Genomic DNA, 20,611 nt, shown 5'->3' with positions numbered 1-20,611 from the left:
GACGCGCCCTGGCGGGAAGCCCGACGGGCCGGCCCGGCGCTTAAAAAACGTGCGGACTCATTTCCCCATCCGGCGCAAAAGAAAAAGGCTGCTGCTGGCGAAAACCGCCCATAAAAAAAGGCCGGCCCGTGAACGGGCCGGCCTTCGGCTTCAGAGTCGCTTGAAGGAATAATTAAAACAGGCGAAAAACCACGGAGCGGGCTTTCGAGCGGGAGGCCGGAGCCTCGTTGTCCGAAATTTCGATGCTCTCGGGCTGCCCCGGCCCGAACTCGTCCCGATACCAGTTTTTCAAAACCGAACGGGTCAGAGCTCTCACCGCCTCGCGGTGCTCTCCCTCATGGCTGTCGAGCCAGCGCTTCAGAGATTCTCTGGCCCTGTAGTCCTCATGGTTCATGGCGAAAAGGTCAGCGATAAAGCGCGCGACCACCAGACGCTCGCCGCCGCTTTGCTTCACGGAAGCCCTCAGCATTTCTGCGAATTTTTGCGGCAGCCCCTGCTTGACCAGCCCCTCAATGGTGAAGGGAATCTGCTGACGGGAAATATCCCTCAGAGCAGAACGCATCGTCCGAATCGCAGAGGGAAGAAGCAGGTTGATATCATGCATCAGCATTGGTTGACTCCTCGAATCGCGGGAAACCTGTTCCCTGTCTTTTAAGTAAGGATATTATGAAACTAAAAAGCTTATTTTTTCGTTAAATAAGTTCCGTTATTTCCTTTAGACAAGGCTGTTACATTATGAAACACCTAGATATGACAGGGTTTTATGGGTGTTATGCAAAAAATAAGGTTGCTCTTGAATAGACCAATATAACTGAAGGAATTGTTCCGAATCCGGTCCGGCGCGGCCCCTGGCGGGACCATCCCGCGCTTTACCGGGCGTTTTCTTACATTAAAGGCCGGTTTGATTAAAATCGGCTTATATCATGCGGCGGCGGAGCTGAACTTCGGAAAACGCCCGAGCCGGAGGCTCGGACGCACATGCAGCCCGAAGCTGCCGCACGACGGGACGCGGCTGTAAGGCCGGTCATCCCGAAAACGACATGGAGACCAACTGTGGAAACCTTAAAACCACTCATCCGCGTCATTGATGACGATGACGCCATGCGCCGTTCCTGGGCCTTTCTGATCGAGGGCGAAGGTTGGGAAGTCGTGACCTATTCAAATGCGCTCGCCTTCCTCGCGGCCAATGACTTCGCGCGCCCGGGCTGCCTGCTGCTGGACGTGAGAATGCCGAGAATGAGCGGACTGGAACTTCAGGACGCCCTGAAGGAAAAGGGTGTGGACCTGCCGATCATCTTTATTTCCGGACACGGCGACATCGACATGGCGGTCCGGGGACTCAAGAGCGGCGCCATGGACTTCCTACAGAAGCCCGTTGACGACCGAAAGCTTCTCGAGGCGATCAACAACGCAGTTCTGAAGAATCTGAACGAGCGCCGCGCAGATGCGGAAGTAGCCAGCTTCCGCGCCAAGCTTGAGTCGCTCACGCAGCGCGAGCGCGAGGTGATTCGCATGGTCGCGCAGGGAGCCTCCAACAAGGCGGTCGCAGAAGGTCTCGGGATTTCCGAGAAGACGGTTCAGGTGCACCGCGGTTCGGCTTACCGCAAGCTCGAGATTCACAACGCCGCCGAAATCGCGAGGCTGCTGATGCGCTGCGGCGATCCCCTCTGAGCCTGCGCACTTCAGGACACCGGCCCTGCCGGGCCCGCTACAAAAAAACGGCACCGTTTTTTCGGCGCCGTTTTTTTGCTGCCTCCTTCAAGGCAAGGGATCGGGCTCCCCGGTGAGGAGCGAGGACCACCACAGCGGCACGCTTTCGGCCTCCGCACCGCCCCGCCGAACGGCCGACCAAACCTCCGCGACGAGCAGTTCAACCGCAGCGCTGATGGTTTCCAGATCATTTTCCGGAGACCGCCCCAAGGCCTGCCGGAGGGCCTCAGGGATGGTCTCCCGCAGGTAGCGCGCGAGCCCCGAGGGATTCCAGTCTTCCGTGGTTCTGAAGCTGCCGTTTTCGCCCATCAGAGTGACGGTGAGCCACTCCCTGAGCTTCCGGTCGGCCTCGCTGAGCTCCTGCGGGCTCATGCGCCCCTCCTGACAAGCCTGCAGCCGCATGGAAGTCTTCAAGACGACGGCGCGCACAATCTCCTCAATGACCTGCGGATCGGTCAGGTGCGGTCCCAGATCGCGGTGCGAGGACAGATCGAGGCGGCAGCGGGCCGGACAGCACGGGCTGTAGCCCGCCCGAATGGGCTTGGGTCTCATGGCGGCAGCCTCCTTTTTTCGCACAGAGCCTCAGGCCGGCGGCGTTCGGCTTTTTCACAGAAAGCCCGCTGTCGGCGCGCTTTCAGGAAAGCGAGCCCTTAGGGTTTTCCTGAGCCTGGCCTGACCGGTATTCATAGAAGTCGATCGAATTCATGCGGATCGCAAACACCGGGTTGGAGGGCGTGGGCGTCCAGATCAGATCGAGTTTGCCGGAACGGAATCCGTTGATGAACTCGGCAAAGGGCTTCGGAATCTGGGCGGAGTCCGTGACGAGCTGCACGTTGCGCGTCGTTCCGCCCACGCCGAGAACCAGCAGGTGCACAAACCGGGGCTTGCCGGCAGGAACCTTCGCGACCTCTTCTTTCTTTTCAACGGTTTCTTGTTCGGCCTTCTTTTCTTCTGCCATTTCTTTCAGCCTCCTTCTAGATGTACGGGAACCGCACCCCGGAGCCAGGGCCCCGGGCCAGGTTCGGATTATGACGAAGCAATGATGATATCAGGGCGGCCACCGCCCGTGAAGCGTTCCGCCCACTTCGAGCAGAGTTCGTGCATGGCTCGTCCCTGGCGTTCCACGGCCTTCTCGGCTTCGGACTCGGGCACGTGGTTGATGCCGCTCACCATCTCCTGAACCTCGTGCATGAAGACCATCGAGGTAAACATCAGCACGCCCTCGACAGAAGAGAGCTCCTCCTGGGCCTCGCGCGGCAACCGCGAGAGCTCCGAGGCGAGCTGCGAGGCGAGGCTACGGGCAAGCGGTGCGCCCGTCCAGCCGGGCTCGGCCTTGATTCCGGGAATCTTTCCCAGCAGCGCAGCGGTGAGCCACTGATTCACGGAGGCCATGCGCTCTTCAGCCTCCTCGCTTGTGATTTCGCCGGCCGAGGCCGAAACGAGGATTTCGCTCACGTTCTCGATAAATGCGAAGCAGATCTGGTAAACGTCATCGCGGTCACCCAGTGAGAGCCGGACCGCCTGCGCTTCGGGTTGCCCGGCGCTGCGGGCTTCATCATTGCTGTCGTTTTCCACTTTTTTTTCCCTGAGCCTTTCTGTTTATTTTCGAAAAACCGCCTGGGCCTTCACGCAGCCCGGGCGAGTCAGAAAAAAGGGGGCCTTCGCCCCCTGCCGGACAAGCCGCGCTCACTCAGGCCCTGGGCGAGCCGCCGGCGGAGCTCTTCGCATCCCCGCCCTTCACAATGGCCAGGGTCGAAGTGACCAGGCTCGCGAGGTCGCCCATGTTGGCGGGAACGACCAGCGTGTTGCTCGAGCCGGCCACTTTACTGAACGCCTCGACGTACTTCTTGGCCACATCCAGGTTCACCGCGTTCATGCCGCCCGGTTCCTGCGTGGCCGCCGCGACCTGACGCAGTGCTTCGGCCGTGGCGCGCGCGAGCGCCACGGTGGCCGCGGCCTGTCCTTCTGCCACGTTGATCTTCGCCTGCTTCTCGCCCTCGGAACGGGCGACCGCTGCCGCCTTCTCGCCCTCGGCGATATTGATTTCCTCCTGCTTCTTGCCCTCGGAGGCGGCCACTACGGCGCGCTTCTCACGCTCGGCCGTGATCTGGCGCTGCATCGCCTGCAGGATCACCGAAGGAGGCGTGAGGTCCTTGATCTCATAGCGCAGCACTTTCACGCCCCAGTTGAGGGCGGCCTCATCGATGGCGGAGACCACCGAATGGTTGATTGCGTCGCGCTCTTCAAAGGTCCGGTCGAGCTCCATGCGGCCGACCACCGAGCGCAGGGTCGTCTGTGCGAGCTGAGTGATGGCAATCACGTAGTTGCTGGTTCCGTAGGAGGCGCGCTGGGGATCGGTCACCTGGAAGAAGAGCACCCCGTCGACAGACAGCTGGGTGTTGTCCTTGGTGATGCAGACCTGCTGCGGGGTGTCCAGCGGGACCTCCTTCAGTGAATGCTTGTACGCGACCCGGTCGACGAACGGGACAATGAAATTGAGACCGGGGTTGAGCACGACATGAAAGCGCCCGAGCCGCTCCACGACCCAGGCCGTCTGCTGAGGCACCACGCAGATGCCCTTGTAGGCGATGATGACTGCAATCAGCGCGAGCACCAGCGTGAAAATCAAACCAGATGACATAGCTGCTGTTCCTAAAGTTGACAAAAAAGAGAAAGGGTCAGGCGGGACCGGTGCCGCTGCGCGGGCCGGGTGAAATAAGCAGCCGCGGGCCTTCGGTGCGCACGATCACCCAGATCCCGGGGACGAGCTTGCTGCCGGGGGCCGCCACCGCCGTCCAGACGGCGCCGCGGTACTTCACCTCGGCGGTACCGTCCTCGCGCCAGGAACGCACCTCCACGCTCTGGCCCTCGTCGAGCGAGGACTGCGCAGGTTCCGCTGCGCCTGCTGAACGGTGGAATTTCCACACGAGGGCACAGCCGAGCACGGCAGCCGCTGCGGCCGCAAGCACCTGCAGCTCGGGCCCGCAGCCCAGGGCGCCGGCGGCCGCGCCGAACAGCGAGGCCGCTGCGAGCACCAACATGTAGAAGGTTCCCGTGAGCAGTTCGGCCGCCCCGAGCACGCCGGCCGCCACCAGCCAGATCCAGATCGGCATTGTCGTTTACTCCTTCGAGAAAAAAAGCTGCAGCGGCTTTCACACGCGCTGCAGCCCCTTTCCCTTAGTCTACCGGGTTATCCGGCAGACGGCAGGCTTTTTCCCGTCAGGCCTTCGGCTCGGCCAGCCGCCTCCAGGTAGAGACGACCGTATCGGGATTAAGCGACATCGATTCGATGCCCTGCTCCATCAGCCAGCGGGCAAGATCCTCATGGTCCGAGGGGCCCTGACCGCAGATGCCGCAGTACTTGCCGCGGCGGCGGCAGGCGCTGATAGCCATGGAAAGCATCTTCTTCACGGCCTCGTTTCTTTCATCGAACGAAGCGGCAACGAGTCCCGAGTCACGGTCAAGACCGAGGGTGAGCTGCGTCATGTCGTTCGAGCCAATGGAGAAGCCGTCGAAGATGTCGAGGAATTCGTCGGCCAGAAGCGCATTGCTCGGAATCTCGCACATCATGTTGATCTTGAGTCCGTTCACGCCCTGGACGAGGCCGTGCTGCTTCATGATCTCGACCGTGCGGCGGCCCTCATCGAGCGTGCGGCAGAACGGGATCATCAGCTCGACGTTCGTGAGGCCCATGTCGTCGCGGACGCGCTTCATGGCGAGGCACTCGAGCTCGAAGCACTCGGCAAACGAGTTCGAAATGTAGCGCGAGGCGCCGCGGAAGCCGAGCATCGGGTTCTCTTCGAGCGGCTCGAAGAGCTTGCCGCCGATCAGCTTGCGGTACTCGTTGCTCTTGAAGTCGGACATGCGCACGATCACCTTGCGCGGATAGAAGGCGGCGGCGATGGTGGCGACGCCCTCGGCGATCTTGCTGATGTAGAACTCGCGGGGATTAGCGTAGCCCGCAGAAAGCCGCTCGACCGCATCACGGATCTCTCCGGGGATGTTCGGGTACTCGAGGCAGGCCTTCGGGTGCACTCCGATGTTGTTGTTGATGATGAACTCAAGTCTCGCGAGACCCACGCCCTTCGCGGGGATCTTCTGGAACTCGAAGGCGAGCTGAGGATTGCCCACGTTCATCATGATCTTCACGGGGATCTCGGGCAGCGCGCCCTGCTTCACCTCGGACTTCTGGTAATCCACGATGCCCGCGTAAACGTGACCCGTATCGCCCTCGGCGCAGGAGACCGTCACCTCCTCGCCCTCCTTGAGCGTCTCGGTGGCGTTGCCGCAGCCGACGACCGCCGGAATGCCGAGCTCGCGGGCGATGATGGCCGCATGGCAGGTGCGTCCGCCGCGGTTGGTCACGATCGCGGAGGCGCGGCGCATCACCGGCTCCCAGTTGGGATCGGTCATGTCGGTAACGAGCACGTCGCCGGTCTGCACGCGGTCCATCTCCTTGGCGGAGAGCACCACGCGAACCGGACCCGCACCAATCTTCTGCCCGATCGCGCGGCCGGTGACCAGAGCCTTGAGGCCCTTGGTGTTGATGGCGAAGCGCTCCTGAACTTCAGCCTTGTTCTGGCGGCTCTTCACGGTCTCGGGACGCGCCTGCAGAATGTAGATCTTGCCGTCGATGCCGTCCTTGCCCCACTCGATGTCCATCGGGCAGCCGTAGTGCTTCTCAATCAGCCGCGCGAAGCGGGCGAGCTCGATCACGTTCTCGTCGGTAATCGCGAAGTGACGGCGCTCTTCGGCGGTGGTGTCCACCGTGCGGACAGACTCCTTCGCGCCAGGCTCGGGGTTGAACTCCATCTTGATCAGCTTGGAGCCGAGGCTCTTGCGGATGATCGGGTACTTGCCCTGCTCGAGGATGGGCTTGTGTACATAGAACTCATCGGGGTTCACGGCGCCCTGCACCACCGTCTCGCCCAGGCCGTAGGAAGCGGTGATGAACACCACCTGATCGAACCCCGACTCGGTGTCGAGCGTGAACATCACGCCGGCCGCGCCCTTGTCGGAGCGGCACATGCGCTGCACGCCCGCGGACAGCGCCACATTGGAGTGATCGAATCCCTTGAGCACCCGGTAGGAGATGGCGCGGTCGTTGTAGAGCGAGGCAAACACCTCGCGCATGCGGGCGAGCACCTGATCGATGCCGTTCACATTGAGGTAGGTTTCCTGCTGACCGGCGAAGGACGCGTCAGGCAGGTCCTCCGCAGTGGCCGAGGAACGCACGGCCACGGAGATCTTCTCGCCGGCGCAAAGCCAGTCATAGTACTCGCGGATCTCTTTTTCGAGGGCGGCGGGGAACGGGGCCTGCTCAACCCAGGAGCGGATTTCGGCACCGGCCTTCGCCAGCTCCTTCACGTCCTCGACGTTCAGGTCCTTCAGGCGCTCCTCAATGCGCTTGTCAAGCCCGCCTTCCTTCAGGAACAGGCGGAAAGCATCCGCGGTTGTAGCGAATCCGTCGGGCACGCGAATTCCCGCGCTCGTCAGCTGAGAAAGCAGCTCTCCGAGAGAAGCGTTCTTGCCGCCTACGCGGTCGACGTCTTTGTATCTCAGTTCGCTGAACGGAATAACGTACGTACCCTGCATACCTTGTCCTCTTTAACTGCCCCCGAACCGGGGATTGTTTAGAATCGAACGGGATTGTAATCGTTAATTTTACTAGCAGGCGCAAATCCACGCCCCAAAACGTGCGATCCCGCCCCTCCGGAATCCTATGACCATCTCTAACAGCCCCAATCAGACCGCGCCGCGCCCCGTCTTCATTGTCTCGGACGGAACGGCCATCACAGCGGAGACTCTCGCCCAGGCTGTGCTCACGCAGTTTCCGAACCTCAATTATGAACAGCGCCGCATTCCGTTCATCGACTCGGTGGAAAAAGCCACCGCGACGGCAGACCGGATCAACCAGGTGCAGGAGCGCACCGGAATGCGCCCGCTCGTCTTCTCAACCTTTTCGCGCAAGACGATCAGCGAGGCCTTCTGCGAGGAATGCACGGGCTATGTAACCGAGCTCTTCCGCAGCTTCGTCAATCCCCTCGAGGAAGAGCTCGGCATGGAAAGCTCCCATCAGGTGGGCGAAACCCACCGCATCCGCAACGAGGAGAACTACGACCGGCGGATTGCCGCCATCGACTACACGCTCACTCACGACGACGGCCAGACCGACTACGGGCTGGAGGAAGCCGAGGTGATCCTCGTGGGCGTGTCGCGCTCGGGCAAAACCCCCACCTCGCTTTACCTCGCGATGCAGTTCGGGATCAAGACCGCCAACTACCCCCTCATTCCCGAGGACTTCGAGCGCGGGACCCTGCCCGAGGCGCTCCAGTCGGTGAAGGACAAGCTCTTCGGGCTTACGATCGCCCCGGAGAGGCTGCACGACATCCGCAACGAAAGGCGTCCGAACTCGCACTACGCTTCGCTCGAGAACTGCCGCGCCGAGATTGCGGCCTGCGAGGCGATGATGAACCGCAACGGCATCTCCTACCTTTCCTCGACCACGAAGTCGATCGAGGAAATCGCCGCCACGATCATCGCGACGCTGCATCTTGAAAAGCACGAGCGCATCGGCTGAGGATGGGAACGGCCCTTTCAGAAATTTCTTACAAAAAATAAAATCCGCGGGCGGTTCCTCGAGCTACATTAAGGAGGAGGCGGCGGCAGGCTGCCGCCGCCTCACTTCAGATATCACGTTTTCAGGGCGATCGCCATGAATCATCGCATTGCCAGACCCCTTGTTTCGTTGGGAGCCGCAGCCGTTGCGCTTACAGGCTGCGCGACCGCCTCGTTCCAGTTCGTTTCGGACCCGGAAGGCGCGGTTGTAAAGGCGCTCGACAGCGGCTCAGTCGTAGGCACCACCCCCTTTACGGTGACGATGGAGCGCGACAAGATCGCAAACCTGATGACAAGGCCCGGCTGCTACCGGCTGCCTTCAGGCTACGAGGCGGTCTGGGGGTCGGGCGCGAAGGCCGCGAGCGCCTCCCCGCTTGAGCTCTGCGATCCGGGCGGCTCGCGGGACGTCACCTTTCAGATCCGCTTTGACAGACCAAAGGATGCGCCCGGGCTGGAAAACGACCTGAGGACCGCGCTTCGCAACGCGCAGCGCCGGGCCGATCTCGAACGAGCGCGGGCTGAAGCGGCAGAAAGAGACCTCGAGATGATGGACGGCTGGGGTTGGGGCGGATGGTTCGGTGGGCCGATGTTCTGGTGGCCGCCGCCGCGCGGCCACCGTCCCCCGCCACCGCCTCCGCCGAGGGGACCGGGCAGGCGCTGAAAAGACCGCTGCGCTGAAGCCCGGGACTTTTCTGCGGCGGCTTCCGCCGTCACAGAATGACCGAGCGGACTGGACTGTGCCCGCCCCTCCGGCCGCAGGCCGGGCGGCCTGAACCCTCAGGCGCTCCCCAGCCTCTTCACCCCAGGCCCCGAAATCGTGTTGTGCCCGTCCGTGGAATTGGCCGACACCTCGATCTGGACCGGGATTTTCTGGCGCACTTCCTCAATGTGGGAGATGAGGCCCACCAGCTTTCCCTGCTCACGCAGCTGCGAGAGCGCATAAAGCGCATTCTCGAGCATTTCGGGGTCGAGCGTGCCGAAGCCCTCGTCGAGGAACACGGTGTCCACCCGTAGGCATCCTTCGGAGCTCTCGCTGCTCATGCGGGAAAGGCCGAGGGCCAGAGCGAGGCTCACTAGAAAAGACTCTCCGCCCGAGAGGTTGGTCGCCGAACGCCTCATGCAGTTCAGCGCGTTGTCCACGACCTGAATGTCAAGGGGGTCTCCTTCGGCAGGCTCCAGCACAAAGCGGCGCGAAAGCCGCCCGAGCTCCTCATTGGCGAAATGTAGCAGCCGCCTGAAAGTAAGCGACTGGGCGTACCGGGCAAAGCGCGAGCCGTCCTCGCTGCCGATTCTTGCATTGAGCTCCTGCCAGCGCTCGTAGTCGGCCTCGGCCTCGGCCGTGAGCCGGCGCGCCTCCTCGGCCTCCCGGCGCCGGGCCTCGTCAGCCGAGAGCTCGGTCTCAACGGAAGAGGCCTCGCCCGCTGCGGCAAGCAGCCGATCGTCCGTCTGCTCGATCTCCTTTTGCACGTCCTTCACCCCCGCGGGGCGGGCGATGGCGGCCGTCTGCTCGGAGAGCCTGCGGCTGAGGGCCGAGAGCCTCTCCTGAATGCTCTTGACGCTGCTGCGCAGCACCGCGTCCTCGTTTTCCCACCGCGTGATGATCTCGGGGTCGCGCCGGGCGGCAAGAAAAGCCTGCCGGCTCTCGAAGGACTCGCTCACGGCGTTTTCGAAACCGGCATCGAGGGCCCGCAGCTCCTGCTCGCGCGCAGCGATCTGCCCGGCAAGCTGAGCAGACCGCGTGCGGGCGTCCCGCAGCGCATCCTCCGCACTCCGGCTCAATGCGCGGGCGCTCTCAAGAGCGGCGGCCGCGCGGTCCCGGCGTCCGGAAAGCTCCCTGCGCTCGTCCTGCAGGCTAGCCGTCCCGAAAAGCGCGCGCCGCTCAGCCTGCGCCGACTGCTGGCGTGCGCGCGACTCGGCCTCGGACTTGAGGGCCGAGTCAAGAGCCGAGGCGGCGTCCTGCAGCTCGGACTGCGCCCGGGCGATGAGCGACTGGCCAGAGGAAAGAGCCTGCTCGTTTTCGTCGCGCTCGCGCAGCACCTCGAGCCTGGAAGCGCGCAGCTCTGAGAGACGCTGCATGATCAGATCCGGGGAGAGCGAGGAACCGTCGATCCCCAGGGGCTCAAGGGCCGCCTCCCAGTCGCTGCGGATTTCGGCGCAGCGCGCGCCGGCGGCCTCGAGCTGGTCCGCGGCGGTCTGCGCGGCCTGGCCGAGCCTTGAGGCTTCCGAGCGGAATCCGGCCTGCGCCTCCTTAAGCTCCTCGAGCCTGCGGCTGCCCTCCTGCACAGCCTTCTCGGCCTCGCGGACCTTCTTCGCCGAGGCCTCCGTCTGGCGGGTCCAGGTGAGGATCGCGTCGCGCTGCCGGACCAGCTGCTGCGCCAAGGCTGCACCGTCGCTCTGAAAGCGCTTGAAAAGAGAAGGGTTCCCCGAAGCGAGGCGCGACAGAGCTGCCTCGCGCGCGAGTTTTTCGGTTCTGCAGCGGGGGATCTCGTCGTTTTTGATGGTGCGAAGCCGCTCAGCCTTTTCGCCAGCGACGTGCGCAAAGCTCACGGCGGTCTCAATGCCGGAGCGCTTCGCCTGCTGCGCCCGCTGCTCGCTCTCCTGGCTCGCCTGCTCGGCGGCGCGGCATTTGCCCTCGGCTTTTTCAAGGGCAATCGAAGCACGCTCAAGCTCCTTTCGGGCCGTGATGAACGAGCCGGCGAGCGCCATCTCCTCCTGCACCTCGACCAGGGCCGCCATCTGTCCGGTCTGGGTCTGCCCGGCCTGCGCGGCCTGGAGGTTCACCCGGGCAGTTTCCGCCTTTTCTCGGGCGCGGTCCAGTCCGTCGCGGGCGGCCGCGACCCGGCGCTCGGACTCGCGCGCCGATGCCGCGGCTGCCGCCGAGGCTGCCGCGGCGCAGCGCTCCTGCGCTTTCAGGCTCTCCAGCTGCGAGCTCGCCTCGGTGAGCCTCGAGGCCTTGGCCTCGAGGCCGGAAAAGCCCGCAAGCAGAGCATCGTTCTTCTGCGTTTTCTTCAGACTCTGCGCGATCCGGTCCCGGTCGGCCAGGAGCCTGCTCTGACGCCCTTCGAGTTCCTTCAGATAGGCGCTTCGCCCGGCGTTCTCCTTTTTGGCAGCCTCCAGCGCCTCACGAGCCGCTTCGAGGCGCGTCGACAGAACCGCGCACTGCTCGTCCAGGCGGAGGATTTCCGGCGCCTTCTGCTCGAGCTCAGCCAGAGCATCACGCTCGCGTTCAAGCTCCCGGCCCGCCTCCTCGATCTGCGGCCGCATTTTTTCCACCAGCCGCTGCTTGTCCTTTTCCACGTCCGAAAGATCCTGGCTCAGCCTTTTCTCGCCCGCAAGCTGCTGCTCGAGCCGCTGCAGCTCCAAGTACTTCGGCTCGTAGCGCCGCGCCAGACGCGCCAGCTCAAGCTTGGCGCGCGTTGCGGAAAAATTCTGGTCCTCGGTCTGCGCCCGATCGAGCTCGGCCTTCGCCCGCTCCTGCTCGCCCCGGAGCGCCTCAAGCCGCCGCAGCGCCTCGAGCCTGGCGGCAAGCTCCTCCTTGCTGCGGCGCAGCGCCTCGATTTCGTCGCGAAGCGCCTGCCGGCGATCCCTCAGCTCCCGCAGCCGCTCAGGCGCGAGCAGCCGGATGCCCTCCTGATGGGCGCGGCAGGCCTCAAGCGTGAGCTGCCTGTCGCGCGCGCAGGCATGAATCCGGCGCGAAATATCCTTATAGATATCCGTTCCCGTAATGCCCTCGAGGATCACGGCCCGCTCGTTGCCCTTGGCGTGGAGAAACTCGGCGAAGCTGCCCTGGGCGAGCAGCACGCAGCGCAGAAACTCCTGGAAATGCAGCCCGACCGCCTCGGCGGTCTTCTGCTTCCATTCCTCCAGCGAAGTCGCCACCGGCTGCCAGGGGCCGGCGCCGTCCTTCACGGCGAGCTCGCAGGTTTTCGTGAGCGTTCCGCGCCGCTCGGAGCGATCGATCCTGAAGCGCGACTTCCAGCTCCTGCCGCAGGAATCGAACACGGCCTCGGCCCAACAGTGCAGCGCCCCCTTGGTCATGAAGGGGCAGGAGTCCGTGCGGCGATCCTCGCGGCTCACCCGCTCGGCGCACTGCCGCGCGGTCTTGCCGAACAGCGCAAGCGTCACCGCATCGAAAATCGAAGTCTTGCCCGAGCCGGTGCGTCCTGTAATGAGAAAAATCCCGTCGCGGTAGGCCGGGTCGGTAAAGTCGATCTTCCAGGCGCCAGCCAGGGAGTTGATGTTTTCAAAGGCGATCGAGAGCAGCTTCATTTGCTTTCCTTGGGCTGCGGCTGCGCGGGGCCGTCGTCTCGGGAGGATGCGCGCCGGGCAGCCCGATCGGCTTCAACCAGGGCCGCAGCCTCGCGAAAAGTTCCAAGCATCCTGCGCGTTGAGGCTTCGTCGGCGTGCGCGTCCTTCAGGAACTGGAGAAAAACCTGCTCGGGGGTGAAATCGTGGAGGGACACCGCATCCGCGGTGGCTTCGAGCGCCTTTCGGAAAGCGAGCTGGTTGCGCACCGCGAGCAGCCTCACGCCGAGCCGCCCGGCGAGGCTGCCAAGCTCCTCGTTGAGCTCGAGCTGCTCGCTCACCCCCGTGTAGTTGGCCTCCACCCAGGCTCCGGGCTGTTCGCGCGAGACACGGTCCAAGGCCGCCCGCAGCGCATCCGCATCGCCCTCCAGCCGCACCATGGGCTGGAAGCGCGGCACGGGGATCGGCTCGATTTCAGGCGGTTCACCGTGCCCGCGCAGCGTGACAAGCACCACCTGGCTGCTGTTGTCCACCTCGCGGAAGGACAGCGGGTAAGGCGAGCCGCAGTAGCGCACGGCATCGCCCCCGACTTTCTGCGGGCGATGGATGTGCCCCAGGCACACATAGTCCCAGTCCCCGCCCGCCACGGAAACCGGAACAGCCCCGAGGGTCCCGACGGTGACAGGCGCCTCACCGGTGTCCGGGTCGGGAGTGACGGCTGCGCCGGTGGCGAAAAAATGCCCGGTCGCAATCCTGGGCGCGGAGCTCTCCCCCATCTTGCGCTCCAGCGCCGCACGCACCCTGCTGTAATGCGCGGCCACTCCCCGGCCGTAAAGCGCCCAGCGCTCCCCCTCCGTGATTTCCTCAACACTCGCGCGCATGTCGCTCTCGCGCAGAAACGGCACCGCGGCCACGCCCAGCTCCGGACGGCCTGCGGCGTCGCACAGCACCACGGCCTCGCTTTCCGGGTCCGGGCCTGAGACGATGATGCCCCGCTGGGAGAGCATCTCGGCCGGCGCACGCAGGAAATTGGCAGAGTCATGGTTGCCCGGCGTAATGACCACATGGCGGCAGCCCGTGCGCTGCACCCGGGCGAGAAAACCGTAGTAGATCTTCTGAGCCTGATTGGAAGGCGTGGAGACATCGAAGACGTCGCCCGCGACGACCAGGCCGTCCACTGCACGCTCCTTACACACCCCGAGAAGCCACTCAAGCATGGCGCGGCTTACCTCGATGGTGCTTTCCCCCAGCAGCTCCTTGCCGAGATGCCAGTCCGATGTGTGAAGAAGTTTGAACAATTGAAGCGAGTCCTGCCTGTAACCCAACATTGGCCGCCCGCGAATTCGGGACGGCTCCTGCGGTGAGGCTAACACGATTCGAGCCATTCGTCGGGCCGATCACCATCGCGGGGCAAAATCGGCCTTTATGCACAAAAATAGTGATAATTTGCACCACTCTTGTGATTACAAGATTTTGTTTGTTCTTGTTATCGCAATTTTGCGATTATTCTCAAGAACTAGATATTTTAATTTTAATAAGAAAACTCAATAGGTTGAATACAATATCCGGGATTCAGGCCGGATCTGGCACGCTACTTGCTGAATAAAGCATGACACCAAGCAGTTCTATTCACCCAGAACCGATTCCATTCGAAGGAGATAGTTATGAAGCTCAGCACTGTCATGGTTGCCCTCGTCAGCCTCGCCGTCGCCGGCACAGCGGCCGCCGCCCCCGCCCTCACCGGCACGCTCAAGAAGGCGAAGGACACCGGCATCTTCACGATCGGCTACCGCGACTCTTCGGTGCCCTTCTCCTACCTCGACGCCGACGGCAAGCCTATCGGCTACGGCATGGAGATCTGCAAGCGGGTCGCCGCCGAAGTGGGCAAGGCCGTGGGCCGCAAGCTCACGATCAAGTGGCAGCCCATCACCTCCGGAAACCGCATCCCGCTGCTGCTCAACGGCACCTACGACCTCGAATGCGGATCGACTACCAACTCGAAAGAGCGCCAGAAGCAGGTCGACTTCGGCACGACTTACTTCCGCATCGGCGTCACGGCTGCGGTAAAGAAGAACTCCTCCATCAACTCCTTCAAGGACCTCAACGGCAAGAACGTGTCGACCACGGCCGGCACCACTTCCGTCACGCTGCTGCGCGACCTGAGGAAGAAAGGCATCGTCACGCGCGTCACCCCGGCCAAGGACCACGCCGAGGCCTTCCAGCTGCTCGCCCAGGACCGCGTCGTGGCCAACGTGATGGACGACATCCTGCTTGCCGGGCAGATTGCGAACTCCAAGAAGCCGGGCGACTTCAGGCTGCTGAAGGAGTCGATTTCCGAGGAGCCCTACGGGCCGATGCTGCGCAAGGATCCGCAGTTCAAGGCACTCGTTGACAAGACGATCACCGGCATGATCAAGAGCGGCGAAATGAAGAAACTCTACGACACCTGGTTCACCAAACCGATCAAGCCGCACAACGTGAACCTCAACTTCCCGATGAACGAGCCGACGAAGCGCGCTTTCGCCAGCCCGAACTCGGAGGGCATCTAAGCGCGGCCGGCGTGCCGCAGCAGCCCTCAGGCTTCGCCCCGGATTGAACGGTCCGAGGCGAGGCCCTTTTGCAATCCCTGAAACGGCCTTCACCCTCCCGCCCCGGAAGCCGGCGAAAGGCAGTTGATAAAAACACAGATAAAGGAGTCAGGCGCTATGGGTCTCGACATGGACTGGTCCACGCTGCTGGCGATGAGCGACCTCGCAGACGAACCCTGGTGGGAGTACATGCTGAGCGGCGCGGTGATCACGATTGCCCTCACGCTCTCGGCTGGAGCTCTCGCGCTCGCGATTGGAACCCTGATCGGCGTGATCCGCACGGTGCCGAACCGTTTTCTCAACTGGTTCGGAGAAACCTGGGTCGAGGTCTTCCGCAACGTCCCGCTGCTCGTCCAGCTTTTTCTCTGGTACTTCGTGCTGCCAGAGTTCGTCCCTCCGCTTAAAAACTGGATGATCAGCACAGATCCGGTCTACGGGGAGTTTTTCTGCGCCTTTATGTGCCTCGGAATCTTCACCTCCGTGCGCGTGGCGGAAAACGTGAAGTCGGGCATCCGGTCGCTGCCTCGCGGGCAGCTCTCCGCAGCCTACGCGCTGGGCATGACCACGGCCCAGGCCTACCGCTACGTGCTGCTGCCGGTCGCTTTCCGGATCACGCTGCCGCCTCTTAACTCCGAGGCGATGAACCTCATGAAGAACACGGCGACCTCGCTCACGATCGGACTGGCCGACCTCACGCTGCGCTCGCATGAAATGGGCGAGATGACCTTCCAGTTCTTCGTCGCGTTCTGCTTCGCCACAATCGTCTACATCGTGATCTCGATGACGATCAACCGCAGCATGGCCGCCCTCGAGCGCGCCGTGGCGATTCCCGGATACATACACCGCTGAAGCAGGGGAGAGAGAACATGGACTTCACCTCGATCACGGGCTCCATTCCCTTCATTCTTCGCGGAGCCGCCTACACGCTTGAGCTCACGGCCTCGGCCGCCCTCGGGGCCATCATCCTCGGCACGTTCCTCGCCCTGGGCAAGATGGCAAAAAACCGCCTGCTCTCCCTGACGGTCTCGGCTTACGTGAACCTCATGCGCGCCGTGCCGCTCGTGCTGATACTCTTCTGGTTCTTCTTCCTCGTTCCGGTGTTCATCGCCTGGTTCACCGGTTCTCCGATCCCCGTCCCCGTGGGACCGGAAAAAACGGCTCTCATCACCTTCATTCTCTTTGAGGCGGCCTACTACGCCGAGATCATCCGCGCGGGCATCCAGTCCATCTCCAGGGGCCAGCTCTACGCCTGCCAGGCCCTCGGACTCACTTTCTGGCAGTCGATGAGGCACGTGATCCTGCCGCAGGCGTTCCGCAACATGGGCCCGGTGCTGCTCACGCAGACGATCGTGCTCTTCCAGGACACCTCGCTCGTGTACGTGCTCTCGGCCACCGACTTCATGGGGGCGGTCTCGAAAATCGCGCAGCGCGACAGCCAGCTCACGCTGATGTACTGCTTTGCCGCCGTGTGCTACTTCGTCGTGTCCTTCACCCTGTCCTCGGGCGTGAAGCACATGCAGAAAAAACTAGCTATCATCCGCTGAAAAAGCCTTTAACCGCTTAGGAAATTGAACATGACCTCTGAAGACAAAAACGCCCTGATGATTGACATCCAGAACGTTTCGAAATGGTACGGCAGCTTTCAGGTTCTCAAGCACTGCAGCTGCCAGGTACGCCAGGGCGAGGTTGTGGTGGTCTGCGGTCCGTCGGGATCCGGAAAGTCCACCCTCATCAAGACCGTGAACGGACTTGAAAGCGTCCAGGAGGGAAAGATTTTCGTCAACGGCGTCGAGGTGACCAACCCGAAAACGAACCTCACGAAGCTTCGCAGCCACGTGGGAATGGTTTTCCAGCACTTCGAGCTTTTTCCCCACCTGTCGATCCGCGAGAACCTGGTGCTCGCCCAGATGAAGGTCCTCAAGCGCAGCCGCGAAGAGGCCACCGCGAAGGGACTGAAGCTTCTCGATCGCGTCGGGCTCGGCAAGCAGGCGGACAAGTTCCCCGGACAGCTCTCCGGCGGCCAGCAGCAGCGAGTCGCCATCGCCCGGGCCCTCGCCATGGATCCGATATGCATGCTGTTTGACGAGCCGACATCGGCGCTCGACCCGGAAATGATCAACGAGGTGCTTGACGTCATGGTCGAGCTCGCGCACGAAGGCATGACGATGATGGTGGTCACCCACGAGATGGGCTTTGCGAAGAACGTGGCCGACCGCGTCATCTTTCTCGAGGCGGGCGAGATCCTCGAGGACTCTCCGAAGGACGAGTTCTTCAGCAACCCGAAGTCGGACCGCGCGAAGCACTTCCTCTCGAAGATCCTCTCGCACTGAGAGAGGCGGCGGCGCAGCCCCGGCAAGAAGCCCGGAAAGCGCTTTAAAAGCCCCTCGCAGGCCCCCGCGCTGATGCGTGCGGGGGCCTGCGCATTTTTGCGAAGCCTCAGGGGCGCTTCTTTCCGCCGTCCCCGGCCGGCCCGAACTGCTTCCAGACCCTTTCCATGAGCAGCAGGATCAGGAAGCCCACCACGCCCACGATAATTGAGGCAAAGCCCTCCGACATCCCCGAATTCACCAGAGAGTTGAGAAAAGGTTTCAGAATGACAAGCACCACGAAGGCGGCCGCAAGGAGCGCTTCGCGGATGAAAAACTGCAGGGGGTTGCGGTAATTTTTGAAATCCAGCCAGGGATGCATAGGATTGTCGCCTGAAAAAATGTGAAGAGTTGACAAAAAAGGGAATCAGCCCCGGCGGGCGCCGTTTGCTCCAAAGCGCCTGCGGCGCCGCTGCTCGAAAAGGCAAACGGCGGCTGCCGCGGCCACGTTGAGGCTTTCCGTCGCCGGTTCGATCGGGATATAAAGCCGCAGCTGAGCCGCTGCAAGCGCCTGCTGGGAGAGCCCCGGGCCCTCGGCGCCCATGAGCCAGACCACGGGACCGGACTCCCAGCCCTCGGTGTCGTAGAGATCGAGTCCGCCGCGGGCGTCGGCTGCGATTCTGCGGCCGGCAAACCGGAGAGCGAGCTCGGAGGCCTTCACGTTTTCCAGAATACAAGCCCCGAAATGCGCTCCCATGGCGCTTCGAAGCACCTTGGGAGACCAGAGCTCGACCGTGCCCGGGCTTGCGGCGATCACGCGCACTCCCGAAGCGACGGCCGTCCGAATCAGCGTGCCGGCGTTGCCCGGATCCTGGACGCCGTCGAGAAAAAGAGCGTCAAGGCCGCGCAGGTCCCCGGCCGCCGGCTCCGGCGGCAGCGGCAGCTCCATCATGAGTCCGCAGCCCTTTTCAACCGGAGCGATGGACTCGTAGACTGCGGGCGCAAGGAGGTAGATACGGGGCGGTCTGCGGCCGGATCTGCAGGCTGCGCCGGTAATCTCGCGGACGAGCGCTTCGGCCTCCGGCGCAGCCTGCCCGTCCCTCAGGATCAATGCATTCACAGGGAATGAGGCGTCGCGCGCCGACATGGCGATGTGCAGCCCTTCGGCGAGGCAGACTCTTTCGCGGCGGATCTGCCGCGGCTGAGCGGCCAGCTTTTTCCAGCCCTTCACGCGCTCATTGGCCTCGCTTGTAATTGAAATGGAGCACTCCCTGATCATTTTTTCTCCCTTTTCCAGCCCGTGATGGCGCTGATCGGCGCAAAGCTCCTGCGGTACACGCCCTCGATCAGGCCGTAGCGGCGGATCGCCTCGAGGTGCTGACTCGTACCGTAGCCCTTGTGGCGGGCGAAGCCGTACTGCGGATAAGCCTGATCAAGCCGCCGCAGCTCGGCGTCCCGCCAAGTCTTTGCGAGGATCGAGGCGGCCGAGATCGCCTTCACCCGGTCATCGCCCTTCACGATCGCGCGGCAGGGAATGTCGAGTTTCGGCGTGCAGTTGCCGTCAACCAGCACCAGGGTCGGCCGCGCGCTCTCCGGCAGCGCCTCGAGCGCACGCCGCATGGCGAGCATCGTCGCCTGCAGGATGTTGAGCTCATCAATTTCCTGAGGTGTCGCCTCTCCCACGCCCCAGGCCGCCGCCTTCTCGCGGATCTCAGGCGCGAGCTGCTCGCGCCGCGCCTCGGTGAGCTTCTTGGAGTCCCGCAGGCCCTCGATCGGCCTGCGGGGGTCAAGGATCACCGCGGCAGCAACGACATTGCCGCACAGCGGTCCGCGCCCTGCTTCATCGACCCCGGCAACAACCTCCCCCGACCAGTCCTCTGCGCCAAAAAGATCCCCCATGAAGGCGGACGCATCCGGCGCTGACGGGCGCCGTCTCATGGCGCCCGCCGGGCGGCTCCGGCCACGGCCTCGGAGGCGAGCGCCGCGGTGTCGCGCCGCAGCGACTCATGCATCCGCTCGAAAACCGGGAGCAGGGCTTCGCGCCGCTCGGGCCGCAGCTGCTCGAGCAGACTCACCGCCATGAACTGGGGCTGCGCGTAATACTGCAGAAACTCCGGAACGATGTTCCGGCCCGCGAGGATGTTGGGCAGGCTCACGCACGAGGTGGTGCCCTTGCTCTGCATGATGATCGAGGAGAGGGCGGGCATCCTGTAGCTCACGACCATGGGTTTTTTGTAAAGCGCCGCCTCGAGCGTTGCCGTGCCGGAGGCGATGAGCGCCGCGTCGCAGGCCTCCAGCACGTCATGGCTGCGCCCGAGGAAAATCCGGACCCTCGCTGCGACGTCCGGAAACCCGGAGAGCTGGCTCACAATCTGCAGGCGCCTCGGTTCGTCTGCGGCAGGGACAAGGAAAAGAGACTCGGGCTCGCTGCGGAGCACCTTCCGGGCAGTTTCTAAAAAACACGGCCCGTTCCAGCGGATCTCGTCGAAGCGCGACCCCGGCAGGAGCGCAAAAACCGGCCCCTGCGGATCGATCGCGAGGCGCTTGCGGGCGGCCCAGGAATCCGGCTTCTCGGGAATCTGGGCTGCCATCGGATGGCCGACGTAGACGGCGGGAATGCCGGCCCGGTCGTAGATAGCCTGCTCGAACGGGAAGACGAGAAGCACAAGGTCGGCGGCCGCTCGGACTTTTTCAATCCGCTCGGGCCTCCAGGCCCAGATCGAGGGGCTTACGAAGTGAACTGTGGGGATGCCGCTGCGGCGCAGCTCCGCCTCGACCCCGAGGTTGAAGTCCGGAGCATCGACCCCCACGAAGACGCGCGGCGAAGCCGCACGGGCGCGCTCGATCACCTCGGAGCGCAGCTTGAGCAGGGAGGGAAGCTTCCGGAGCACCTCGACGTAGCCGCGGACGGAAAGCGCCTCGATTCCCTTCCAGGCCGAGAGCCCCGCGCGCACCATCGCTTCGCCCCCGATCCCGTACTGAAGCGCCCCGCCCATGCGGTCTCTCACGGCCGGAAGGACAAGAGCGGCAAGCGCGTCGCCGCTTTTCTCCCCGGCAAGCCACATCACGCCGCTGCGGTGCGCCAGGTCGGGCGAGAGCGTCTCCTCTGGGTTTGTCTTCGAAGGCGATCCTTCCATATCTGAT

20 protein-coding genes are annotated in these 20,611 nt (G+C 63.3%); 7 read left to right on the top strand and 13 right to left on the bottom strand.

Going from position 1 to position 20,611, the window contains the following annotated elements; genetic code table 11:
• Positions 1–172 precede the first annotated feature (172 nt).
• Entirely contained in the window at positions 173–610 is a 438-nt protein-coding gene (locus MAF45_RS05680; protein ID WP_237978589.1) for a hypothetical protein, read from the bottom strand.
• Positions 611–1,053: 443 nt separating this feature from the next.
• Here MAF45_RS05680 and MAF45_RS05675 point away from each other — a divergent pair, with 443 nt between their 5' ends.
• Positions 1,054–1,671, top strand: a complete 618-nt coding sequence (locus tag MAF45_RS05675) for a response regulator transcription factor (protein WP_326520678.1) — start codon at positions 1,054–1,056, stop codon at positions 1,669–1,671.
• An 87-nt stretch (positions 1,672–1,758) separates the two neighbouring features.
• On the opposite strand, the gene MAF45_RS05670 is transcribed toward MAF45_RS05675, so the two are convergent.
• The 6 genes from MAF45_RS05670 to ppsA all read right to left on the bottom strand — a co-directional run bounded on the left by MAF45_RS05670 (position 1,759) and on the right by ppsA (position 7,305).
• A complete protein-coding gene (locus MAF45_RS05670; RefSeq protein WP_237978588.1) occupies positions 1,759–2,262 on the bottom strand; it encodes a hypothetical protein in 504 nt (167 codons plus the stop codon).
• 82 nt (positions 2,263–2,344) lie between these two features.
• The gene (locus tag MAF45_RS05665; RefSeq protein WP_237978587.1) at positions 2,345–2,668 is read right to left on the bottom strand and encodes a hypothetical protein; all 324 of its coding nucleotides are present in this window, start codon (positions 2,666–2,668) and stop codon (positions 2,345–2,347) included.
• Between the two features lie 68 nt (positions 2,669–2,736).
• A complete protein-coding gene (locus tag MAF45_RS05660; RefSeq protein ID WP_237978586.1) occupies positions 2,737–3,285 on the bottom strand; it encodes a hypothetical protein in 549 nt (182 codons plus the stop codon).
• Positions 3,286–3,400: 115 nt separating this feature from the next.
• Entirely contained in the window at positions 3,401–4,351 is a 951-nt protein-coding gene (locus tag MAF45_RS05655) for an SPFH domain-containing protein (protein WP_237978585.1), read from the bottom strand.
• A 37-nt stretch (positions 4,352–4,388) separates the two neighbouring features.
• Positions 4,389–4,751, bottom strand: a complete 363-nt coding sequence (locus tag MAF45_RS05650) for an NfeD family protein (protein ID WP_237978584.1) — start codon at positions 4,749–4,751, stop codon at positions 4,389–4,391.
• 178 nt (positions 4,752–4,929) lie between these two features.
• Positions 4,930–7,305, bottom strand: coding sequence for a phosphoenolpyruvate synthase (ppsA, locus tag MAF45_RS05645; protein WP_237978583.1), 2,376 nt, complete (start codon positions 7,303–7,305; stop codon positions 4,930–4,932).
• 127 nt (positions 7,306–7,432) lie between these two features.
• Between ppsA and ppsR the strand changes: the two genes are divergently transcribed.
• Together ppsR and MAF45_RS05635 are read left to right on the top strand one after the other, a co-directional pair.
• Positions 7,433–8,290, top strand: coding sequence for a posphoenolpyruvate synthetase regulatory kinase/phosphorylase PpsR (gene ppsR / locus MAF45_RS05640; protein WP_237978582.1), 858 nt, complete (start codon positions 7,433–7,435; stop codon positions 8,288–8,290).
• Positions 8,291–8,425: 135 nt separating this feature from the next.
• A complete protein-coding gene (locus MAF45_RS05635) occupies positions 8,426–8,989 on the top strand; it encodes a hypothetical protein (protein ID WP_237978581.1) in 564 nt (187 codons plus the stop codon).
• 116 nt (positions 8,990–9,105) lie between these two features.
• On the opposite strand, the gene MAF45_RS05630 is transcribed toward MAF45_RS05635, so the two are convergent.
• Both MAF45_RS05630 and MAF45_RS05625 read right to left on the bottom strand, forming a co-directional pair.
• Entirely contained in the window at positions 9,106–12,597 is a 3,492-nt protein-coding gene (locus MAF45_RS05630) for an SbcC/MukB-like Walker B domain-containing protein (protein WP_237978580.1), read from the bottom strand.
• Complete coding sequence (locus MAF45_RS05625) at positions 12,594–13,871, bottom strand: exonuclease SbcCD subunit D C-terminal domain-containing protein (protein ID WP_237978579.1); 1,278 nt, start codon at positions 13,869–13,871, stop codon at positions 12,594–12,596. Before MAF45_RS05625 ends, MAF45_RS05630 begins: the two co-directional genes overlap by 4 nt.
• Positions 13,872–14,237: 366 nt before the next feature.
• Here MAF45_RS05625 and MAF45_RS05620 point away from each other — a divergent pair, with 366 nt between their 5' ends.
• From MAF45_RS05620 to MAF45_RS05605, 4 genes are all read left to right on the top strand, one after another.
• Complete coding sequence (locus MAF45_RS05620; protein WP_237978578.1) at positions 14,238–15,122, top strand: amino acid ABC transporter substrate-binding protein; 885 nt, start codon at positions 14,238–14,240, stop codon at positions 15,120–15,122.
• Between the two features lie 156 nt (positions 15,123–15,278).
• Entirely contained in the window at positions 15,279–16,010 is a 732-nt protein-coding gene (locus tag MAF45_RS05615) for an amino acid ABC transporter permease (protein ID WP_237978577.1), read from the top strand.
• A gap of 17 nt (positions 16,011–16,027) precedes the next feature.
• A complete protein-coding gene (locus MAF45_RS05610; RefSeq protein ID WP_237978576.1) occupies positions 16,028–16,705 on the top strand; it encodes an amino acid ABC transporter permease in 678 nt (225 codons plus the stop codon).
• 57 nt (positions 16,706–16,762) lie between these two features.
• Positions 16,763–17,491: an amino acid ABC transporter ATP-binding protein gene (locus MAF45_RS05605; protein ID WP_237978707.1), complete on the top strand. Its 729-nt coding sequence runs from the start codon at positions 16,763–16,765 to the stop codon at positions 17,489–17,491.
• A 106-nt stretch (positions 17,492–17,597) separates the two neighbouring features.
• Here MAF45_RS05605 and MAF45_RS05600 read toward each other — a convergent pair whose 3' ends face one another.
• From MAF45_RS05600 to lpxB, 4 genes are read right to left on the bottom strand one after another with little or no spacing between them, the layout of a single operon-like run.
• Positions 17,598–17,849 carry a hypothetical protein gene (locus MAF45_RS05600; RefSeq protein ID WP_237978575.1) on the bottom strand — a complete coding sequence of 84 codons (252 nt, stop codon included), beginning with the start codon at positions 17,847–17,849 and terminating at the stop codon, positions 17,598–17,600.
• Positions 17,850–17,894: 45 nt separating this feature from the next.
• Positions 17,895–18,746 carry a TrmH family RNA methyltransferase gene (locus MAF45_RS05595; protein ID WP_237978574.1) on the bottom strand — a complete coding sequence of 284 codons (852 nt, stop codon included), beginning with the start codon at positions 18,744–18,746 and terminating at the stop codon, positions 17,895–17,897.
• Entirely contained in the window at positions 18,743–19,366 is a 624-nt protein-coding gene (rnhB, locus tag MAF45_RS05590) for a ribonuclease HII (protein WP_237978573.1), read from the bottom strand. Before rnhB ends, MAF45_RS05595 begins: the two co-directional genes overlap by 4 nt.
• Before the next feature lie 35 nt (positions 19,367–19,401).
• The gene (lpxB, locus tag MAF45_RS05585; RefSeq protein WP_237978572.1) at positions 19,402–20,604 is read right to left on the bottom strand and encodes a lipid-A-disaccharide synthase; all 1,203 of its coding nucleotides are present in this window, start codon (positions 20,602–20,604) and stop codon (positions 19,402–19,404) included.
• Between the last annotated feature and the right edge of the window lie 7 nt (positions 20,605–20,611).

The organism is Mesosutterella porci (assembly GCF_022134585.1).
In the GTDB taxonomy this organism is placed as follows: domain Bacteria; phylum Pseudomonadota; class Gammaproteobacteria; order Burkholderiales; family Burkholderiaceae_F; genus Mesosutterella; species Mesosutterella porci.
Note: the sequence above shows the minus strand (reverse complement) of the source record. Positions and strands in the feature narration are given on the sequence as shown.